Origin of the sequence: Pseudomonas sp. NPDC086112 (assembly GCF_044746425.1) — a bacterium.
Classification (GTDB): Bacteria; Pseudomonadota; Gammaproteobacteria; order Pseudomonadales; family Pseudomonadaceae; genus Aquipseudomonas.
Genome location: NZ_JBIVCD010000020.1, coordinates 17,115 through 35,224, shown reverse-complemented (window position 1 = coordinate 35,224; position 18,110 = coordinate 17,115). Strand labels below are relative to the sequence as shown.

The window sequence follows — 18,110 nt, the reverse complement described above, 5'->3', positions numbered from 1 at the left end:
GGGGGGGGGGGGGCGGGCGGGGGGGGTCTATCCCGCCCCCACCGTTGCCCACCCCCCCCCCGGCGCCCCCCCCCCCCCCGCTCCCACATTTGATCTTCAGCGGCCTTTGAATTTGGCCACGTTGGCGCTGTGAGCTTCAGCTTTCGGCAGGCCGGCCACCCCCAGGCGTTCACCGGTCTTGGCATCGAACAACAGCACTTTCGATGGATCGAATTGCAGGGTCAGGGTCTCGCCCACGGCCGGCGCGACGTCTGGTGCCAGGCGGCAGCAGACTTTGGTGTCGTTGAGATTGACGAACACCAGGGTGTCGGGACCGGTCGGTTCGGTGACCTGCACTTCGGCACGAATGGTCGGCAAACCATTCGGCTCGCCGTTCGCCAGCACGATCTGCTCCGGGCGCATGCCGAGGATCACTTCACGGTCTTCGAGACCGGCATCCTGCATGCCCAACGGCAACTCGCAGCGCGCCTGACCGCTGTCGAGCAGCGCTACCAACCGACCTTCCTTACGCTGCAACCGCAGAGGAATGAAGTTCATCGGCGGCGAACCGATGAAGCTCGCCACGAACAGGTTGGCCGGGTTGTTGTAGATGTCTTTCGGCGTGCCGAACTGCTGAATGATCCCGTCCTTCATCACCGCCACTTTGTCGCCCAGGGTCATGGCTTCGATCTGGTCGTGGGTCACGTAGACCGTGGTGGTTTTCAGACGCTGGTGCATCAGTTTCATTTCGGTGCGCATCTCGACCCGCAGCTTGGCGTCGAGGTTGGACAGCGGTTCGTCGAACAGGTAAATCTTCGGCCGCCGCGCCAGCGCCCGGCCCATGGCCACGCGCTGTTGTTGACCACCGGAAAGCTGGCCCGGCTTGCGGCTGAGCAGGTGTTCGATCTGCAGCAGCTTGGCCACGCGAGCGACTTCTTCGTCGATTTCGGCGGTGGGCATTTTGCGAATCTTCAGGCCGAACGCGATGTTGTCCCGCACGCTCATGGTCGGGTACAGCGCGTAGGACTGGAACACCATGGCGATGTCGCGATCTTTCGGGCTCATGCCGCTGATGTCGGCGTCGTCCACCAGAATCGCGCCGCCGCTGATGTTTTCAAGTCCTGCGATGCAGTTCATCAGCGTGGACTTACCACAGCCCGATGGACCGACCAGGATCAGGAACTCACCGTCATTGATCTTCAGTTCAATGTTTTTCAGGGTGTCCGGCAAACCGGCACCGTAGGTCTTGTTGACGTTGCGTAATTCGAGAGTTGCCATGTTCTACCCCTTGACCGCGCCGGACGTCAGCCCACGCAGGAAATACTTGCCAGCGAATATGTAGACCAGCAGTGTCGGCAGCCCGGCGATCATCGCGGCGGCCATATCAACGTTGTATTCCTTGGCCCCGGTGCTGGTGTTGACCAGGTTGTTCAGGGCCACGGTAATCGGCTGGGCATCGCCACTGGCGAAGACCACGCCGAACAGGAAGTCATTCCAGATTTGCGTGAACTGCCAGATCAGGCAGACCATCACGATCGGGATCGACATCGGCAGCAGGATCTTCCAGAAAATCGTGAAGAAGCCCGCGCCATCCAGTCGCGCCGCCTTGACCAGCGCATCCGGAATGCTCACGTAGTAGTTACGGAAGAACAGCGTGGTGAACGCCAGACCGTAGACCACGTGCACCAGCACCAGGCCCGTGGTGGTGTTGGCCAGGCCGATCTTGCCGAGGGTGAACGAGGCTGGCAGCAGCACGGTCTGGAACGGCAGGAAGCAGCCGAACAACAACAGGCCGAAGAACAGTTGCGAACCACGGAAGCGCCACATCGACAGCACGTAGCCGTTCATGGCACCGATGAACGTAGAGATCAGTACCGCCGGCACGGTGATTTTCACCGAGTTCCAGAAGTAGCTGCCGACACTGTCCCAGGCCTTGATCCAGCCGATGCCATCAATCACTTGCGGCCAGCTCAACAGGTTGCCGGTGCGGATGTCTTCCGGGGATTTGAAACTGGTCAGCAGCATCACCACCAGCGGGACCAGATAGATCGCCGCGGCCAGCAGCAACGTTGCGTAAATCGCGATGCGGCTGAAGCTGATGCCCGGTTTGCCAAGTTGATTACTCATGGCGTTTGCCTCGCAATTCGGAGTACAGGTACGGCACCAGAATCGCCAGGATCGCGCCGAGCATCATCATGGCGCTCGCCGAACCAATGCCCATCTGGCCACGGCTGAAAGTGAAGGAGTACATGAACATCGCCGGCAGGTCAGACGAGTAGCCCGGGCCACCCGCGGTCATCGCCGCCACCAGGTCGAAGCTCTTGATCGCGATGTGCGCCAGGATCATGAAAGCGCTGAAGAACACCGGCCGCAGGCTCGGCAATACGATTTTCAGGTAGATGGTCGGCAGGCTCGCACCGTCGACTTGCGCCGCGCGGATGATCGATTGATCGACCCCACGCAGGCCGGCCAGGAACATCGCCATCACAAACCCGGAGGCTTGCCACACGGCGGCGATCACCAGGCAATACACCACACGATCCTGATCCACCAGCCAGTCGAGACGGAAGCCTTCCCAGCCCCAGTCACGCAGCATTTTGTCCAGACCCAGGCCTGGGTTGAGCAGCCATTTCCATGCGGTACCGGTAACGATCATCGAGAGCGCCATCGGGTACAGGTAAACGGTGCGGATGAAGCCTTCCTTGCGAATGCGCTGATCCAGCAGCACCGCGAGGAACACCCCCAGCACCAGGCTGATGCCGATGAACATGCCGCCGAACACCGCGAGGTTCTTGCTCGCGACCCACCAGCGATCGTTGTCCATCAGGCGGATGTATTGCTGCAGGCCGACCCACTTGTAGCTCGGCATGAAGCTGGAATTGGTGAAGGACAGAACAAATGTCCAGATGATGTAACCGTAAAAACCAACCAGGACGATCAGCATGCTTGGCGCCAAAACCAGCTTGGGAAGCCAGCGCTGCAATGCGTCGAACGGTGAGGCTTTGCTGAAAACCGCCACAGAGCTCATCGGGATAATCCAGGTGAAGAGGAATGAAATCGGCACGGCGATCCCTTGTGGGAGCGGGCTTGCTCGCGAAGGCGGTGTATCAGTCGACATTCGTGTTGAATGTCAGACCGCATTCGCGAGCAAGCCCGCTCCCACAGGGGTCACGCGGCGTCAGGGATTACTGGGCGGCTTTGACAGCCGAGGCCAGTTGCGCGCTGGCCTTGGCCGGGTCAGCGTTCTTGTCGTTCATGAAATTGGTGACCACATCGAAGATCGCGCCCTGCACAGCCAGGGAAGTGGCCATGTTGTGCGCCATGCTCGGTTGCAGGCCGCCCGTTTTCTCGTCAGCCAGGAAATCCTTGGCGGACGCTTGAGCGCAAGAATCGAAGCCCAGCGCGCTCATGTCGTTAAGCATGTCGGTACGCACCGGGATCGAGCCTTTGTTGATGCTGAAAACTTTCTGGAAGTCTTTGCCCAGAGCGACCTTGGCCAGGTCTTGCTGGGCGGCGATGTCGCCTTTGCGATCAGCTTTGAGCTTGAACACAGCCATCGAGTCGATGTTGTAGGTAAAGGCTTTTTCGGTGCCCGGGAATGGCACGCACTGGTAGTCCTTGCCCGCGACTTTCTTCGCGGCGGTCCATTCGCTCTTGGCCCAGTCGCCCATCATCTGCATGCCGGCCTTGCCGTTGATGACGTCGGCTGCAGCGATGTTCCAGTCACGACCGGCGCGGTTCGGGTCCATGTAGCCGGTGACTTTTTTCAGCTCGGTGAAGGCCTTGGCCATCTCGGGCCCGGAGAGGGTTTTCTGGTCCAGATCGACCAGCGCCTTCTTGTACCCGTCTGCGCCCATGACCGAGAGCACCACGTCTTCAAACACGGTGCTGTCCTGCCACGGCTGACCACCGTGAGCGAGTGCGATGAAGCCGGCGGCTTTGAGCTTGTCGCCAGCGGCATAGAATTCTTCGAGGGTGGTCGGCGCTTTGTCGATCCCGGCTTTCTTGAAGACTTCCGGGTTGATCCACAGCCAGTTGACGCGGTGGATGTTCACCGGCACGGCGACGTAATCGCCTTCGTATTTCACGGTGTCGGAGACTTTCTTGATCAGCAGGTTATCCCAGCCTTCGGACTTGGAAACCTCTTTGAGGGTGTCGGTGCTGAGCAGGCCAGTGCTGCCCCACTCCTGGATGTCCGGCCCCTTGATCTGGGCAACGCCCGGCGGGTTACCGGCCACGGCGCGGCTTTTGAGTACGGTCATGGCCGTGGAGCCACCACCGCCGGCAACTGCGCCGTCCTTCCAGGTGAAACCGTCTTTTTCGACTTGGGCCTTGAGCACATCGACGGCTGCTTTTTCACCACCAGACGTCCACCAGTGAACGACTTCGACCGAACCTTTGGCATCGGCGGCAAGGGCACTGACGGGGAATGCAGCAACAGGAAGCAGTGAAGCGAGAGAAATGACAGTAGCGAGGCGAGAAATCGCATTCATCTAGTAGTACCTTTCTTGTTGTTATGCATGCAAGTCTGGTGCTTGCGCTGCATAGGATTCTAAACAGGGGATGCCCCTTCGCAGGTAACGAAGGGACGCGCGAATGTCACCACATGGTTACATAGCTGGTTACACAGCAACGCTCTGGGACAATTGCGCCAGCGCAGTGGCCATGCTCGGCGCCAGCGGCAGGCGCGGAATCAAAACGGCTTGCCAGGCGTGATAGAGGTCGGGTTTACCGGCCCAGATATCGGCGCTCGGACGATTCAGCGGATCGAGTTCGTGATGCCAGCTGCCATCGCAACGGTCGATGAAATGACTGTCACAGAATTCCCAGAACAGTCGGTACCAACGCTCGTATTGCTCATCACCGGTGCGTTTGAGCAGCGCACTGGCGGCGGCACTGGCTTCGGCGTGCGTCCAGTGCAGGCGATGACGAACCACTGCGCGATTGTCCCAGTCGAGGGTGTAGACAATCCCCGGCGCTCCGTCGACATCCCAACCGTGACGGCAATTGTGCTCGAAGAGTTTTTGCGCATCGGTTGCCAGCCAGCCCGGCGTGAGTATCCCGGCCTGCACCCGCGCCGCCTCAAGATGCAGCAACAGCCGCGCCCATTCGAAACCATGGCCCGGTGTGGTGCCGTAGGGGCGGAAACCGTCAGCCGGGTTGTCGTGGTTGTAGTCGCGCAACGGCTGCCAGTCGTGGTCGAAATGCTCGATCACCAGATAATCATTGGCCGCGGCATGATCATGAATGACGCGCTCGACGATGCGCTGGGCGCGAATCAGCCAGCGGTTGTCCTCGGTGACATCGGCCAGGGCGAGAAAGGCTTCGGTGGCGTGCATGTTGCTGTTGGCGCCGCGATAGGCTTCCTCGACGCTCCAGTCGCAGTTGAAGGATTCGCGCATCGCGCCCTCCTCTTCGCTCCAGAAATGACTGTCGATGATGTGGATTGCATCGTCCAGCAGCGCTTGTGCGCCGGGGCGCTGGGCGACCACCGCAGAACTCGCGGCCAACGCCACGAAAGCATGCAGGTAAGCGGCTTTGCCGGTATTGCCGTCACGGTGTTCGGGCGTGGCGAACCAGCCGCCGTGTTCGGCATCACGCAGCGGCCCGCTGAGGGCCTGGATGCCGTGATCCACCAGCTCGGCGAAACCCGGCAGGCCCTGGATGTGGGCCATGGCGAAGCTGTGGGTCATGCGCGCGGTGTTCATGGTTTCAGCTTGCGCGTTGGCCGCCAGGCGACCCTTTTCATCGAGATTGCCGAAGCCTTCGGCAAGCTTTGCAGCCTTGGCGAATGCCAGCAGGCGCAGGCCTTCGGCGGCGAGCCATTGCTGATGGGCAGGCGCGTTCAGCCAACTGCTGAAGGCGGGTTGGAAGGTGTCCATGGGAAGACCTTTTTTGTTGTTATGACTGAGGGCAGTCTAAACAACGGGCGGTGGCGGGCAGGTAACGAAGGGGGCGAGTTATGTCACCGAGCTGTGACATTTGCCTTGAGGGATGTATTGAAGGGACTGACGCCTTCGCGAGCAAGCCCGCTCCCACAGTGGTTCTGCGTCGTACACAAATCCAATGTGGGAGCGGGCTTGCTCGCGAAGAACGATAACGCGGTGCCGCTAATCAACACTACGCGGCAACTGCAACGTCACCCGCAACCCGCCTTCACGCAGGTTTTGCAGGCTGACTTCACCGCCATGGCTATGGGCAATGTTGCGCGCAATCCCCAGCCCCAAGCCATAACCCTGCTGCTGCCCGGCCAAGCGGAAGTGCGGTTCGAACACCTGCTCCAGACGCTGCTCCGGCACGCCCGGCCCTTCATCGTCGACATGCAGGACAAACGCGCTCTCGTCGTCATCGATGTGCAGATGCGCGTTCTGCCCATATTTCAAGGCGTTGTCGATCAGGTTGCCGATGCAACGCTTGAGCGCCAATGGCTTGCCGGGATACGGCGCCAGCGCCCGGCCATGCTGGGTCACGCGACCATTGCCGTTGGGCGCCAGATACGGTTCCACCAGGCAGTCGAGCACATGATTGAGGTCCACCGGCTCGATGTTCTCGTGGATATCGGTGTCTTTCACGCATTGCAACGCGCCCTTTACCAGCAACTCCAGCTCATCCAGATCACGGCCGAACTTGGCTTGCAGTTTTTCGTCTTCAAGCAATTCCACCCGCAATCGCAGCCGGGTAATCGGCGTGCGCAAGTCATGGGAAATCGCGCTGAACAATTGGCTGCGTTCAGTCAGATAACGGCTGATACGTTCGCGCATCGCATTGAAGGCGCGACCCACTTCCACCACTTCACTGCCGCCGCCCTCGGCCACCGGTTCGACTTCGGCGCCCAAGGACATGTCCCGCGCCGCCCGCGCCAATCGCTTGAGTGGTCGGCTCTGCCAGTGCACCAACAGGCCGATGAACAACAGCAGGAAACCGCTGGTGAGCACGATGAACCAGACCTGCTGCGCCGGCAGGCCTTGTTCCTCAAGACTGGTGTAGGGCTCGGGCAACAGGGAGGCGATGTACAGCCATTCCCCCGGTGCCATCTGGATTTGCGTGACCAGTACCGGCGGGTTCACCGGCTCCAGGGTCAACGCGTAATGCGCCCAGGAGCGCGGCAACTCATCGAGCTTCAAGCCGCCGTTGAAAATCCGCAGGTCTTCGGGGCTGACGAAGGTCACCGAGATATCGGTGTCCTGGCCCAACGACTGGCGCAGCACTTCGTCCACCGCTTTGAGCACCGCTGCTTTGCGCGGGGTGATCGGCAGCACTTCCATGCCCAGTGGTTTGTCATTGAGGGTCACCACGAATCGAGTGCCGCCCATGCTGCGCAACTGATCGAGTACCAGCGGCCGAAACGCCACCGGCAACGAGCGGAAATAACTGACGCTGGCCGTCATCGAATGGGCCAGGCTGCGAGCACTGGTGACCAGACCTTCGAGCTGCGTGGCGCGCAATTGCGACACCCAGATCACGCTCGACAGTGTCTGGGCGAACAGCACCGCCAGCAGGGTCAGCAGCAACATGCGCCCGAGCAGCGAGCGCGGCACCGGCACCCGCCCGGCGAGCTTGCGCAGGAACTCAGTGGCCATTGCTGGCAACCACGTTGGCTGCCAGTTGGTAGCCACTGCCACGCACGGTACGGATCAGCCGTGGCGGCTTTTCGGTGTCGCGCAGGCGCTGGCGCAAACGGCTGACCGCCATGTCGACGATGCGATCGAGCGGCATCAGGTCACGGCCACGGGTGGCGTTGCCGATGGTGTCGCGGTCGAGGATTTCCTGGGGGTGATCGAGGAACAGTTTCAGCAGCGCGAAATCGGCGCCCGAGAGAATCACTTCCTCACCGTCGATATGGAACAGCCGATGGCTGACCATGTCCAGCCGCCAGTCATCGAAGGCCAGCACTTCACTGCCGGAACGCTCCTGACCGAACTGCGCGCGGCGCAACAAGGCTTTGATGCGCGCCTGCAATTCACGGGGGCTGAAGGGTTTGCCGAGGTAGTCGTCTGCGCCCAGTTCCAGGCCGATGACGCGGTCGGCCTCGTCGGAGCTGGCGGTGAGCATGATGATCGGCACATGGGCCTGACGCGGGTGCTGGCGGATCCAGCGGCAGAGGCTGAACCCGTCTTCGTCCGGCAGCATCACGTCGAGTATTACCAGATCGCTCGGTGCCTCGTTCAAGGCCTGACGAAAGCCTGCACCGTCGGGCGTGGTACGGACCTGGAAACCGGCGCGGGTCAGGTAGGTGTCCAGCAACTCGCGTATCTCTTGATCGTCATCGACCAACAAAATCGACTTGTTGACTGAGCTCACGGGGCGGCGTCCTTGTTATTTGAATTGGTTGGATTATGCCTTAAGTACGAAATTTACAAACACCGCAGAACCAATTGTGGGAGCGGGCTTGCTCGCGAAGGGGCCAGCACATTCAACATCTTGGTTGACTGACACACCGCCTTCGCGAGCAAGCCCGCTCCCACACTGGATTGCATTTCAGGCTGGAATGGATTGCTCCAACGCCACACCCGCGCCCACCAACCCGGAATACGGCGCCGTCACCAGCCACACCGGAATGCCTTTGAAGTAATCGCTCATGCAGCCCTTGTCGGCGAAACACCGGGCGAAACCGCTTTCGATAAAGAAATCGGCAAACCGTGGAATCACGCCGCCAACGATGTATACACCGCCGCGCGCCCCGGTGGTCAGCACGTTGTTGCCAGCCACGCGACCGAGCCAGCAGCAGAACTGCTCGAGCACTTCCAGGGCAATCGGATCGCCCGCCAGCCCGGCCTTTGTGATCGCCTCAGGCGTGTCGAGCACAGGCGTGTGACCGTCCACCGCGCAGATCGCCCGGTAGACCCGCGGCAAACCACTGCCGCTCAACGCCGTTTCAGCGCTGACATGGCCAATCTCGTTGAAGATGTGCTGCCACAGTTGGGTTTCTCGCGGGCTGCTCAGTGGCAGGTCGACGTGACCGCCCTCCCCCGGCAGCGGGGCAAAACGGCCCTCGCCCAGATCGAGCAAGGTGCCCACGCCCAGGCCTGTGCCCGGGCCGATCACCACCGCTGGCCGCAACGGTTCCGGCGTGCCTTCGCAGACCACCCGAAATTCACCCGGTTGCAAGCGGGTCATGCCCAGGGCCATCGCCGAAAAATCGTTGATCAACAGCAGTTGATCCACCTGCAAGGTCTTGCAGAACCCTTGGCGACTGAGCCGCCAGTGATTGTTGGTGAACTTGAATTCATCGCCACTCACAGGGCCCGCCACCGACAGGCACACCGAACCGATCGAACCCGGCGCCAGACCGAGCCCGCTCAGGTAGAGCGCAATCGCCTCCTCCGGGCTGGCGTGGTCTGCCGTCGCCAGCACCTGGACCGATTCCAGCTGCTGGTTTTTCCACAACGCGAAACGTGCGTTGGTGCCACCGATGTCACCGACCAGAGCCAGTTTCAATTAAGCGTCTCCAGGGCAGAAGTAAAGGCGCTGGCGCCTTGCTCTGCGGAGCTGAAGGCCATGCGCATGAAACCAAACAGTTCGCGACCGCTGCCAATGTTGTTGCCCAACAGACCCTTGGCAGGTTCGCGCGCTGCGAATTCTTCGGCGTCCACCTTAAGCTCCAGGGTGCCTTTGACGCCATCGACGCGGATGATATCGCCCTCTTGCACTCGCGCCAAAGCGCCGCCCACATAAGCTTCGGGGCTGACGTGGATCGCCGCCGGGATTTTCCCCGAGGCGCCGGACATACGCCCGTCAGTCACCAACGCCACTTTGAAGCCGCGATCCTGCAACACGCCGAGGAACGGCGTCATCTTGTGCAGCTCCGGCATGCCGTTGGAACGCGGCCCCTGGAAGCGCATCACCGCGACAAAATCCTTCTCCAGCAACCCCGCCTTGAACGCATCGGCCAGATCCTGCTGATCCTGGAACACCATCGCCGGCGCTTCGACAACCTGGTTTTCCAGTGCGACTGCCGAGACCTTCATCACGCCACGGCCGAGGTTGCCTTCCATCACCCGCAAGCCACCCTCTGGCGAGAATGCGCGAGCGACCGGACGCAGGATGTTTTCGTCGAGGCTTTCGATCGGGCCTTCGCGCCAGACCAGCTCGCCGTTATCGAGGAACGGTTCCTTGGTGTAGCGGCTCAGGCCGTGGCCCAGCACCGTGTTGACGTTTTCGTGAAGCAGGCCGGCTTCCAGCAGTTCGCGGATCAGGAACGACATGCCGCCCGCCGCCTGGAAGTGGTTGATGTCGGCTTTGCCGTTCGGGTACACGTGGCTCAGGGTCGGCACCACCTCGGAGAGGTCGGCCATGTCCTGCCAGGTCAACTGGATGCCCGCGGCCATGGCGATGGCTGGCATGTGCAGGGTGTGGTTGGTCGAGCCGCCGGTGGCGTGCAGGGCCACGATGGAGTTGACCAGCGAACGCTCGTCGACGATTTCGCCGATCGGCATGAAGTCGCCGTTCTGCTTGGTCAAGCGGGTGACCTGGTGCGCCGCTTCGCGGGTCAGGGCATCGCGCAACGGGGTGTTCGGGTTGACGAAAGAGGCGCCCGGCAAGTGCAGGCCCATGACTTCCATCAGCAACTGGTTGGTGTTGGCGGTGCCGTAGAAAGTGCAGGTGCCAGGGCTGTGATAGGACTTCATCTCCGATTCCAGCAGCTCTTCGCGCGTCGCCTTGCCTTCGGCGTAGCGCTGACGCACATCGGCTTTCTGCTTGTTGGAGATGCCCGAAACCATCGGCCCGCCCGGCACGAAAATCGTCGGCAGATGACCGAAACGCAACGCGCCCATCATCAGGCCCGGCACGATCTTGTCGCAGATGCCGAGCATCAACGCGCCGTCGAACATGTTGTGGGACAGCGCTACAGCGGTGGACAGCGCGATCACTTCGCGGCTCGGCAGGCTCAGTTCCATGCCCGGTTCGCCCTGGGTCACGCCATCGCACATCGCGGGGGTGCCACCGGCGAACTGGCCGACGGAGCCGATTTCGCGCAGGGCTTTTTTGATCTGTTCGGGAAAGACTTCGTACGGCTGGTGCGCCGAGAGCATGTCGTTATATGACGAAACTATGGCGATGTTGGCGGAGTTCATCATCCGCAGGCTGTGCTTGTCGTCGCTGCCACACCCGGCTACGCCATGGGCGAAGTTGGCGCATTGCAGCTTGCCGCGCATCGGGCCGTCGCTGGCGGCGCCGCGGATCAATGCAAGGTAAGCCTCACGCGTGGCGCGGCTGCGGGCGATAAGCCGTTCGGTGACCTCAAGGACGCGGGGATGCATGTGTAGAACTCCAGGCTAACGGATGTGGCGACCTGATTGTCTATGCTGACCAAGTACCGCTGTGATCGGGGTGACAGACGGTTTTCTTGATCATTCGGACCAGTTGATTCAGGTCACTCGTTGTAGATAAAACAAAATATTGCCACTAAAAAGGCTTGTTTTCTATTTTTTTGCGAATAATCTTGTAATTCCAACAACAAAACGACGGCGGCGCTGTAAATGACTCTTCGAATTGCAATCAATGGTTTTGGCCGTATCGGCCGTAATGTCCTGCGCGCACTGTATACCCAAGGCTATCGTCAGGATCTGCAGATCGTAGCGATCAACGACCTGGGCGACAGCTCGATGAATGCTCATCTGCTCAAGTACGACACCGTTCACGGCACATTCGATGCCGATGTCCAGCACGATCAGGAAAGCCTGACCGTCAACGGCGACCGTATTTCGGTCAGCGCCATTCGCAACCCGGCCGAACTGCCCTGGGCCGCGGAAAAGGTCGACGTTGTGTTCGAATGCACCGGTCTGTTCACTGACCGTGCCAAAGCCGCCGCGCATATTACGGCCGGCGCGCGCAAAGTGATTATCTCGGCCCCGGCCAAAGGCGCCGACGCCACCGTGGTTTATGGGGTTAACCACGACATTCTGCGCCAATCGCACCAGATCATTTCCAACGCCTCGTGCACCACCAACTGCCTGGCCCCGGTGGCCCAAGTGCTGCACCGCGAGCTGGGCATCGAAAGCGGTCTGATGACCACCATCCATGCCTACACCAACGACCAGAACCTGACCGACGTCTACCACACCGACCCGTACCGTGCCCGTTCCGCCACCCAGAACATGATCCCGAGCAAGACCGGCGCCGCTGAAGCGGTGGGCCTGGTGCTGCCGGAACTGGCGGGCAAACTGACCGGCATGGCGGTGCGGGTTCCAGTGATCAACGTGTCGCTGGTGGACCTGACCGTGCAGCTCAAGCGTGAAGCGTCGGCCGATGAAGTCAACGCGATGCTCAAACACGCCAGCCAGCACTCGAAGATTCTCGGTTACAACACCCTGCCGCTGGTTTCCAGCGACTTCAACCACAACCCGCTGTCGTCGATCTTCGACGCCAACCACACCAAGTCCAGCGGCAAGCTGCTCAAAGTGCTGGCCTGGTACGACAACGAATGGGGCTTCTCCAACCGCATGCTCGATAACTGCCTGGCGCTCTGCAACGCAGAATAGCGTTTCATCTACGTTGGACGCCTGGGAGAAGCAAGCGATGATCGGTATCAGCTTTACGCAAAAAACCCTGGCGGCGCGCAAGCGTATTGCCCTGGTTGCCCACGACCACTGCAAGGTATTTTTGCTCGACTGGGCCGAGCGTCAGAAAGACAAGCTCGCACAGCATGAACTGGTCGCCACCGGTACGACGGGGTTGTTGTTACAACAACGCCTCGACCTGCCGGTGGAAAGCATGATCAGCGGTCCGCTGGGCGGCGATCAGCAACTGGGCGCGCGAATCGCCGAGCAGCGGGTCGATATGCTGGTGTTCTTCTGGGACCCGTTCGAACCGCAACCCCACGACCCGGACATCAAAGCGCTGCTGCGGGTCGCGGCGGTGTGGAACATCCCGGTGGCCTGCAACGAGTGCAGCGCCGATTACCTGCTCAGCAGTCCGTTGATGGATCAGGCTCACGAACACCGCATTCCGGATTACGCGACCTATTTGCTAGGGCGCGGGTAAGCGCCCGGAATAACTCTCGATACCCTCCTGGCACAAATCCCCTGTGGGAGCGAGCCTGCTCGCGATGACGGACTGACATTCACCATGATGTCGACTGAAAGACCGCTATCGCGAGCAGGCTCGCTCCCACAGGATTTCATCCGACCCGCCAGTTTTTTGATCTATGCTCGGGCTCTCGCTCCGGAGGGCCTTCGATGACTGATTTACTCACGTCCATTCAAGCCGCACTCGGCTTGCCCCACACACCCATCCCGTTCACCTCGAGGGGCGCCCTGCCCTCGGCGTTTGCCGTCACTGACCTTGCCTGCGCCAGCATTGCCGCTGCCGGTCAGGCTGTCAGTGAATGGCTGCAACAACACACCGGCCGTTTGCCTTCCCTTGAAGTCGACCGGCGCCTGGCATCGTTCTGGTTCGCGACGTCGATCCGCCCCGTGGGCTGGAGCGTTCCACCGTTGTGGGATGCGATCGCCGGCGACTATGCGACCAAGGACGGCTGGATCCGCCTGCATACCAACGCGCTTCATCACCGTGCCGCCGCTGAAAGCGTGCTCGGCGCCTGTGCTGACCGCGCCGCGATGGCGAGCAAGGTTGCGCAATGGGCCAAAAGCGATCTGGAACAGGCCGTAGTCGATGCTGGTGGTTGCGCGGCCGAAATGCGCAGCTGGTCGCAATGGCAAGCGCATCCCCAAGGTTTGGCGGTGAATGCCGAGCCGTTGATTCAGTTCAGCGCCGACAGCGGCGAAAATGCAAAGCCGTGGCTGGGTTCGGTGGCGCAACCGCTGGCGGGCATCAAGGTGCTGGATTTGACCCGCGTGTTGGCCGGCCCCATCGCCAGCCGTTTTCTCGCCGGCCTCGGCGCCGATGTGTTGCGCATCGACCCACCGACCTGGAACGAACCGGGCGTGGTACCGGAAGTCACTTTGGGCAAACGCTGTGCGCGCCTGGATCTGCACGACAAGACTGATCGCATGACGTTCGAATGCCTGCTCAAGGACGCCGATATCCTGCTCCACGGCTACCGCGCCGATGCATTGGAAAGGTTGGGCTACGGCGTCGTCGTGCGTCAAAAGCTGGCGCCTGGCCTGATTGATGTGAGCCTCAACGCCTACGGTTGGAGCGGCCCTTGGCAGAACCGTCGAGGGTTCGACAGTTTGGTACAGATGAGCAGCGGGATTGCCGAAGCGGGGATGCAGTGGAAGAAAGCGAACCAGCCGACGCCGCTGCCGGTGCAGGCGCTTGATCACGCCACCGGGTATTTGATGGCAGCGGCGGCGATCAAGTTATTGGGACGTGGCGGGTCGGCCAGGTTGTCGTTGGCGCGGACTGCCAAGTTGCTGATTGAACAGGGTGCGGGGACCGATGAGGCATTACCGGCGGAGGATCAAAGCGATCAAGGGGTGTTGGTTGAGCAGACACCTTGGGGGCCGGCCCATCGGCTGAAGGTGCCACTGAAAATCACCGGAACGCCGCTGCAGTGGGCGCTGCCGGCCGGGGAATTGGGTTCCCATCGCGCGCAGTGGTGGTGACTGTTCGGGCCCCTTCGCGAGCAAGCCCGCTCCCACAGTTGACCGGGTTTCCCTGGAGGAATGCGATCACATGTGGGAGCGGGCTTGCTCGCGAAGGGGCCCGTAGGTTCACTACACAGCTCAGCTCAGCTCAAATCCGGCCGGCTCAGCGATGTCCAAAGCACCTGCGCCGCATACCCTCGATAGGGCCGCCAAGCCTCGGTCCGCACCCAAAATTCCCGAGCCGTCAGCCCCCACCCGGAAACGCATCCATCCCCCGCAACAGCCGCAAGGCTGTTACGCCAGCAACAACCTCACAATGACAGTAACCCGCTGTACAACCCATAGGCTGCCAACCCCGCCCCGGCAACCACACAGCTGAAAATCCCCTTCTCCACCGACGTAAACAGCGGTTTGCCCTGCTCCCGCTTGGCCTGGGCAAACAGAATCACCCCCGGTGCATACAATAACGCCGAGAGCAGCAGGTATTTCACGCCACCGGCATACAACAACCAAACCGCGTAACACAGGGCAATGCCACCGATCAGCAAGTCTTTCGTGCGCTCGGCCGAAGCATGCTCATAGGTTTCCCCTCGTCCGCTCAACAACACGGCATACGCCGCCGACCACAGATACGGCACCAGAATCATCGACGAGGCGAGGTAGATCAGGCTGGTGTAAGTACCGGCGGAAAACAGCGTGATCAACAGAAAAATCTGGATCATCACGTTGGTCAGCCACAGTGCGTTGACCGGCACATGGTTGGCGTTCTCTTTTTTCAGAAAGGCTGGCATCGTCTTGTCTTTCGCGGTGGCGAAGAGGATTTCGGCGCATAGCAACGCCCAGGACAGCAAAGCTCCCAATAGTGAAATAGCCAGGCCGATGCTGATCAGCAGCGCGCCCCAAGGGCCGACGATATGTGCCAGCACCGCCGCCAGCGACGGGTTCTGCAAGGTAGCCAATTGCGGTTGGCTCATGATGCCGAGCGACAACAGGTTCACCAGCACCAGCAGCGCCAACACACCGATAAAACCGATGACCGTCGCCCGGCCCACGTCCGAACGTTTCTGCGCCCTCGCCGAATACACGCTGGCGCCTTCAATGCCGATGAAGACGAACACGGTGACCAGCATCATGTTGCGCACCTGGTCCATCACGCCGCCGAAATTCGGATTGCTGCGACCCCAGATGTCTCGGGTGAAGATGTCCGCCTTGAAGGCCACAGCAGCAATGACAATGAACATGATCAGCGGCACGATCTTGGCCACGGTGGTCAGTTGATTGATGAACGCCGCTTCCTTGATTCCGCGCAGCACCAGAAAATGCACCGCCCACAGCAGCACCGACGCGCAGCCGATGGCGATGGGTGTGTTGCCCTGGCCAAAGGCCGGAAAGAAATAACCGAGGGTGCTGAACAGCAAGACGAAATAACCGACGTTGCCCAGCCAGGCACTGATCCAGTAACCCCAGGCCGACGAGAAACCCATGTAATCGCCGAAACCGGCCTTGGCGTAGGCGTACACCCCGGAGTCCAGTTCCGGCTTGCGATTGGCCAGGGTCTGAAAGACGAAGGCCAGGGTCAGCATGCCCACAGCAGTAATCGCCCAACCGATCAATATCGCCCCGGCATCGGCACGCGCTGCCATGTTTTGCGGTAAGGAAAAAATCCCACCGCCAATCATCGAACCCACCACCAAAGCGATCAGCGCACTCAGGCGAAGCTTTTGCGTCGGTTGCGACATTCGGGCGTCTCCATTACCCCGCCGCGACTATCACCGCGAGACCGTCACATTGTTGGTTTTAACTAAATAGATAAAGCGTAATAACGTTTATCCATTAACGCCAATCTCTGCCTTTTACTTATAGCTGATCACGCTAACGTGCTGACTGGAAATCGCAGTTTTGTCTGTATATTCGAATAAATCCATATCACTCCAAAATCAGAACTGATCACTTGCCAAAACATAAAAACAAACTAGCGTCTAAACTTCAATCGATGCGCTTTATTTCTCCAATCGTCAGCCGAGGCCTCTGGAAAGAGCTCTTCCGGCAATAACCTTACGCCTATAAAAACGACATAAGTCATTAGTTAACAACGGAATGTGATCATGCATTGATCCAAGTCAGATGATTGAAAAGCAAACGAAATTAATCTGTTTTCTCTCTTTCTCCTGCACTGGAGTCATGCATGTCTGAATCCCCCGGAAAACTGAAACTTGGCGCTCTGGTTGCGCTGGTGGTCGGCTCGATGATCGGTGGCGGGATTTTCTCGCTGCCCCAGAACATGGCCGCCAGTGCCGACGTCGGGGCCGTTCTTATCGGCTGGGCAATCACCGCCGTCGGCATGTTGACCCTGGCCTTCGTGTTCCAGACCCTGGCCAATCGCAAGCCAGATCTTGACGGCGGGGTCTACGCCTACGCCAAGGCCGGTTTCGGCGACTACATGGGTTTCTCGTCCGCCTGGGGTTACTGGATCAGTGCCTGGCTGGGTAACGTTGGTTACTTCGTTCTGTTGTTCAGCACCCTCGGCTACTTCTTTCCCATTTTTGGGGAGGGGAATACTGTCGCGGCCGTGATCGGTGCGTCCGTGCTGCTCTGGGGCGTACATTTCCTCGTGCTGCGGGGCATCAAGGAAGCGGCGTTCATCAACCTGGTGACCACCGTCGCCAAGGTCGTGCCTCTGCTGCTGTTTGTCCTGATCGCGATTTTCGCCTTCAAACTGGACATCTTCACCGCCGACATCTGGGGTCTGAAAAACCCGGACCTGGGCAGCGTGATGAACCAGGTACGCAAGATGATGCTGGTCACCGTCTGGGTGTTCATCGGCATCGAAGGCGCGAGCATCTTCTCGGCCCGTGCGGAAAAACGCAGCGACGTGGGTAAAGCCACCGTCATCGGTTTTATCACCGTGCTGCTGTTCCTGGTGCTGGTGAACGTGCTGTCGCTGGGCATCATGACCCAACCGGAATTGGCCAAACTGCAGAATCCGTCCATGGCCGCGGTGCTGGAACACGTGGTCGGTCATTGGGGGGCCGTGCTGATCAGCGTCGGCCTGATTATCTCGTTGCTCGGTGCGCTGCTGTCGTGGGTGTTGCTGTGTGCGGAGATCATGTTCGCCGCCGCCAAGGACCACACCATGCCGGCCTTTTTGCGCCGTGAAAACGCCAACCATGTGCCGGTCAATGCGCTGTGGCTGACCAACGCCATGGTCCAGTTGTTCCTGATCATCACGCTGTTCTCGGCCAGCACTTACCTGTCGCTGATTTACCTCGCCACGTCGATGATTCTGGTGCCGTACCTGTGGTCGGCGGCGTACGCGCTGCTGTTGGCGGTGCGCGGCGAGAGTTATGAAAACGCTGCGGCCGAGCGCAGGAAAGACCTGTTCATCGGCGCCATCGCGTTGACCTACGCGGTCTGGCTGATCTATGCCGGCGGCGTCAAATACCTGCTGCTCTCCGCCCTGCTCTATGCGCCCGGCGCGATCCTGTTCGCCAAGGCCAAGCTTGAAGTCAACAAACCGGTTTTCACCAACGTCGAGAAGCTGATTTTCGCAGCGGTCGTCGTGGGCGCCCTGGTGGCGGCCTACGGGCTGTATGACGGCTTCCTGACCCTGTAACACCTGACCCATTTGTCATCTGGAGG

Annotated in this window: 14 protein-coding genes and 1 pseudogene; 4 read left to right on the top strand and 11 right to left on the bottom strand. The window is 60.3% G+C overall.

Annotated features, from left to right (window positions below; translation table 11 throughout):
- Positions 1-96 precede the first annotated feature (96 nt).
- The 9 genes from ACIPLA_RS15745 to edd all read right to left on the bottom strand — a co-directional run bounded on the left by ACIPLA_RS15745 (position 97) and on the right by edd (position 11,240).
- Positions 97-1,257 carry an ABC transporter ATP-binding protein gene (locus ACIPLA_RS15745; RefSeq protein ID WP_401174015.1) on the bottom strand — a complete coding sequence of 387 codons (1,161 nt, stop codon included), beginning with the start codon at positions 1,255-1,257 and terminating at the stop codon, positions 97-99.
- A 3-nt stretch (positions 1,258-1,260) separates the two neighbouring features.
- A complete protein-coding gene (locus tag ACIPLA_RS15740; protein WP_102616685.1) occupies positions 1,261-2,106 on the bottom strand; it encodes a carbohydrate ABC transporter permease in 846 nt (281 codons plus the stop codon).
- Positions 2,099-3,007 carry a carbohydrate ABC transporter permease gene (locus ACIPLA_RS15735; RefSeq protein ID WP_007902369.1) on the bottom strand — a complete coding sequence of 303 codons (909 nt, stop codon included), beginning with the start codon at positions 3,005-3,007 and terminating at the stop codon, positions 2,099-2,101. The genes ACIPLA_RS15740 and ACIPLA_RS15735 overlap by 8 nt, the downstream gene beginning before the upstream one ends.
- 157 nt (positions 3,008-3,164) lie before the next feature.
- Positions 3,165-4,472: an ABC transporter substrate-binding protein gene (locus ACIPLA_RS15730; protein ID WP_218397894.1), complete on the bottom strand. Its 1,308-nt coding sequence runs from the start codon at positions 4,470-4,472 to the stop codon at positions 3,165-3,167.
- A gap of 129 nt (positions 4,473-4,601) precedes the next feature.
- Positions 4,602-5,861 carry an AGE family epimerase/isomerase gene (locus ACIPLA_RS15725; protein ID WP_401174010.1) on the bottom strand — a complete coding sequence of 420 codons (1,260 nt, stop codon included), beginning with the start codon at positions 5,859-5,861 and terminating at the stop codon, positions 4,602-4,604.
- Between the two features lie 228 nt (positions 5,862-6,089).
- A complete protein-coding gene (locus tag ACIPLA_RS15720) occupies positions 6,090-7,517 on the bottom strand; it encodes an ATP-binding protein (protein WP_371317148.1) in 1,428 nt (475 codons plus the stop codon).
- A gap of 31 nt (positions 7,518-7,548) precedes the next feature.
- Positions 7,549-8,280: a response regulator gene (locus tag ACIPLA_RS15715; protein WP_008006907.1), complete on the bottom strand. Its 732-nt coding sequence runs from the start codon at positions 8,278-8,280 to the stop codon at positions 7,549-7,551.
- A 177-nt stretch (positions 8,281-8,457) separates the two neighbouring features.
- On the bottom strand, positions 8,458-9,417 hold the full coding sequence (locus tag ACIPLA_RS15710; protein ID WP_401174007.1) for a glucokinase: 960 nt from the start codon (positions 9,415-9,417) through the stop codon (positions 8,458-8,460).
- Entirely contained in the window at positions 9,414-11,240 is a 1,827-nt protein-coding gene (gene edd / locus ACIPLA_RS15705) for a phosphogluconate dehydratase (protein ID WP_401174004.1), read from the bottom strand. Before edd ends, ACIPLA_RS15710 begins: the two co-directional genes overlap by 4 nt.
- Before the next feature lie 219 nt (positions 11,241-11,459).
- Between edd and gap the strand changes: the two genes are divergently transcribed.
- The 3 genes from gap to ACIPLA_RS15690 all read left to right on the top strand — a co-directional run bounded on the left by gap (position 11,460) and on the right by ACIPLA_RS15690 (position 14,489).
- On the top strand, positions 11,460-12,461 hold the full coding sequence (gene gap, locus ACIPLA_RS15700; protein ID WP_048395661.1) for a type I glyceraldehyde-3-phosphate dehydrogenase: 1,002 nt from the start codon (positions 11,460-11,462) through the stop codon (positions 12,459-12,461).
- Between the two features lie 37 nt (positions 12,462-12,498).
- A complete protein-coding gene (locus ACIPLA_RS15695; protein WP_007903352.1) occupies positions 12,499-12,963 on the top strand; it encodes a methylglyoxal synthase in 465 nt (154 codons plus the stop codon).
- A 194-nt stretch (positions 12,964-13,157) separates the two neighbouring features.
- Positions 13,158-14,489, top strand: coding sequence for a CoA transferase (locus ACIPLA_RS15690; RefSeq protein ID WP_401174000.1), 1,332 nt, complete (start codon positions 13,158-13,160; stop codon positions 14,487-14,489).
- Positions 14,490-14,614: 125 nt separating this feature from the next.
- Here ACIPLA_RS15690 and ACIPLA_RS15685 read toward each other — a convergent pair.
- A pseudogene (locus ACIPLA_RS15685) lies at positions 14,615-14,722 on the bottom strand (DNA-3-methyladenine glycosylase 2 family protein); the annotation flags it as partial.
- Positions 14,723-14,782: 60 nt separating this feature from the next.
- Positions 14,783-16,210: an arginine-ornithine antiporter gene (gene arcD, locus ACIPLA_RS15680; RefSeq protein ID WP_401173997.1), complete on the bottom strand. Its 1,428-nt coding sequence runs from the start codon at positions 16,208-16,210 to the stop codon at positions 14,783-14,785.
- Positions 16,211-16,656: 446 nt separating this feature from the next.
- Between arcD (ACIPLA_RS15680) and arcD (ACIPLA_RS15675) the strand changes: the two genes are divergently transcribed.
- Positions 16,657-18,084 carry an arginine-ornithine antiporter gene (gene arcD, locus ACIPLA_RS15675; protein WP_401173994.1) on the top strand — a complete coding sequence of 476 codons (1,428 nt, stop codon included), beginning with the start codon at positions 16,657-16,659 and terminating at the stop codon, positions 18,082-18,084.
- Positions 18,085-18,110 lie beyond the last annotated feature (26 nt).

What these genes read in the sequence shown, in the direction of transcription:
- ACIPLA_RS15745 (WP_401174015.1), bottom strand. Translation starts at nt 1,257, where the DNA reads ATGGCAACTCTCGAATTACGCAACGTCAACAAGACCTACGGTGCCGGT.
- ACIPLA_RS15740 (WP_102616685.1), bottom strand. Translation starts at nt 2,106, where the DNA reads ATGAGTAATCAACTTGGCAAACCGGGCATCAGCTTCAGCCGCATCGCG.
- ACIPLA_RS15735 (WP_007902369.1), bottom strand. Translation starts at nt 3,007, where the DNA reads ATGAGCTCTGTGGCGGTTTTCAGCAAAGCCTCACCGTTCGACGCATTG.
- ACIPLA_RS15730 (WP_218397894.1), bottom strand. Translation starts at nt 4,472, where the DNA reads ATGAATGCGATTTCTCGCCTCGCTACTGTCATTTCTCTCGCTTCACTG.
- ACIPLA_RS15725 (WP_401174010.1), bottom strand. Translation starts at nt 5,861, where the DNA reads ATGGACACCTTCCAACCCGCCTTCAGCAGTTGGCTGAACGCGCCTGCC.
- edd (WP_401174004.1), bottom strand. Translation starts at nt 11,240, where the DNA reads ATGCATCCCCGCGTCCTTGAGGTCACCGAACGGCTTATCGCCCGCAGC.
- gap (WP_048395661.1), top strand. Translation starts at nt 11,460, where the DNA reads ATGACTCTTCGAATTGCAATCAATGGTTTTGGCCGTATCGGCCGTAAT.
- ACIPLA_RS15695 (WP_007903352.1), top strand. Translation starts at nt 12,499, where the DNA reads ATGATCGGTATCAGCTTTACGCAAAAAACCCTGGCGGCGCGCAAGCGT.
- ACIPLA_RS15690 (WP_401174000.1), top strand. Translation starts at nt 13,158, where the DNA reads ATGACTGATTTACTCACGTCCATTCAAGCCGCACTCGGCTTGCCCCAC.
- arcD (WP_401173997.1), bottom strand. Translation starts at nt 16,210, where the DNA reads ATGTCGCAACCGACGCAAAAGCTTCGCCTGAGTGCGCTGATCGCTTTG.
- arcD (WP_401173994.1), top strand. Translation starts at nt 16,657, where the DNA reads ATGTCTGAATCCCCCGGAAAACTGAAACTTGGCGCTCTGGTTGCGCTG.